Origin of the sequence: Bariatricus sp. HCP28S3_F11, assembly GCF_052065395.1 — a bacterium.
GTDB lineage: Bacteria > Bacillota > Clostridia > Lachnospirales > Lachnospiraceae > Allocoprococcus.
In genome coordinates this window covers 1-1,998 of record NZ_JBQHUC010000087.1, presented here as the reverse complement: position 1 = coordinate 1,998, position 1,998 = coordinate 1, and the positions used below count along the sequence as shown (strand labels likewise).

General features: G+C 42.4%; 1 protein-coding gene. It reads right to left on the bottom strand.

Going from position 1 to position 1,998, the window contains the following annotated elements; translation table 11 throughout:
* Positions 1-155: 155 nt before the first annotated feature.
* Positions 156-1,460 (bottom strand): group II intron reverse transcriptase/maturase, encoded by a 1,305-nt coding sequence (gene ltrA / locus ACTNBR_RS16295; protein WP_441019235.1) that lies wholly within the window; start codon positions 1,458-1,460, stop codon positions 156-158.
* Between the last annotated feature and the right edge of the window lie 538 nt (positions 1,461-1,998).

The window sequence follows — 1,998 nt, the reverse complement described above, 5'->3', positions numbered from 1 at the left end:
CCCTTGCTGTTCGGCTATACATTTCCCACTACCTGGGCATGTTCGGGTAGGGTCAAGCGATGGCGCGGTAGTTTCCGTTTCCATCGCCTGCCACCTCAAACCGTGCATGAGGTTCTCCCTCACACGGCTTTCCGATAATCTTCTTCCCACAGCATTCAAAAGACTGCCACATATCTTTTCTTATTTAGATAATAAAAGTACTCTATTCCACTGGTTGCATACCACTTTCGAAATCCATACAACACATGCCCTCTGTATTTCTTCTGTTTTCGCCTGTAATACACCCGTCTCCATAGCTTCATCCACACGTATTCATCAAGCTGTTTAAATCGTTTTGTTGAGTTTCCATGCTGAAAGTAGTTTCTCCATCCTCTTATGAGTGGATTTAATTTTTCCACCTTTTGCTCCAGACCCTCATAGGCTGATTTTCTGCAAGTAATTACTCTGATTGCATCCTTTACCTTTTCCATCGCCTTTTTACTAGGCATCATATAAGGCAACTTCCGTCCACTTTTGGTTTTACCAAACTTCTGGTAACGGAATCCAAGAAAGTCAAAGTTCTCCTTATTCATGTCTACAATCTTTGTTTTCTGCGGATTCAACGTCAGTTTCAACTTAGTCATTATTCTTTTCAGATGCTCAAACGCTAATTCTGCATCTTTTCTTGTTCTGCACACAATCACTGCATCATCTGCATATCTGACTATGACGCCCAGTTCCTTATGCTTTCCCCAGTAGGAGTCCAATACATGAAGATAGATATTTGCTAACAACGGACTAATGACTCCTCCTTGCGGTGAGCCTTTTTCCGTTGGATAATATTTCCCATTTTCAATGACTCCTGCTTGTAACCACTGTCTGCATAACTTAATGACCCTTCTATCACTGATGCGACGATTTATTAATCCCAGTAGTATTTCATGATTGATGTTGTCGAAGTATCCCTGTATGTCTGCGTCTACTACATACCAGTTTTTATACAATTCTTTTTTCACTTTTTCTGTAGCCTGTTTTGCATCTCTTTTAGGGCGAAATCCATAAGAACTATCTAGAAAGTTTGCTTCAAAGACAGGTTCTATCACTATCTTACAGGCTTGTTGCACAATCCTGTCTCTAATAGTCGGTATTCCCAATGGTCTTTGCTTCCCATCCGGTTTTGGAATGTATACTCTCTTTACCGGCTTGGGTCTGTATTTCTTATTCTTCAAATCCTCTTGAATATCCAACAAGTATTCTTCTACTCCGTATTCCTCAATCATTTCAAAGGTAATGCCGTCAATCCCAGCGCTCCCCTTGTTTTCTCGCACTTCTTTCCATGCCCGCCACAAAATATCCAGGCGAAAGATACGGTCATACAACGCATGAAATCTGCGTTGCTTATCCTTTTTGGCTGCCAGGTATAGATTACGTTGAAGTTGTCGTGATTTTTCTATTGAGTGTTGTTGTCCAATATTTGGCATGCACTATCCCTTACCTTCCCGTTAATCTTGATTAAAGCAGAGCCCCTTTTCTCCCATTGTTTTTCTTACCAATAGTTCATAGATACTATGGGCTCCTCCGACTTCTCATACCACTTCCCGAGAAATTTCGCATGCGTGCTTATATCCTCAGTTACATACTTGTGGTTATATGATGGTATGAGATCTCTTCTGTTCCGTTATCAACTTTCATAACATTCCGCTCCCTCTACACCGAAGGGTTCTTCAATGCTGTACTCCAGTATCTCCACATCTTCCATGGTCTTCGTCAGAAAGTCAGTGACTCGACTCCCTCTTGTCCCTTACAGGGCTAACGTAACGATGCTACAGGATTCACTTTATGTTACGGACTGCTATTTTGCACCTGTTTCTCACAGGCATACCTCGCTTCAACACAATCGGTCACCCAAAGGCATTGGAGGTTCGCTACAAGGCTCACTGGCGATTACCTTGACCAGGCTTTCACTGGCAAGCTGATAACAGCTTGCAGAACACACGACTTTCACCCGTTAGAGCGCGC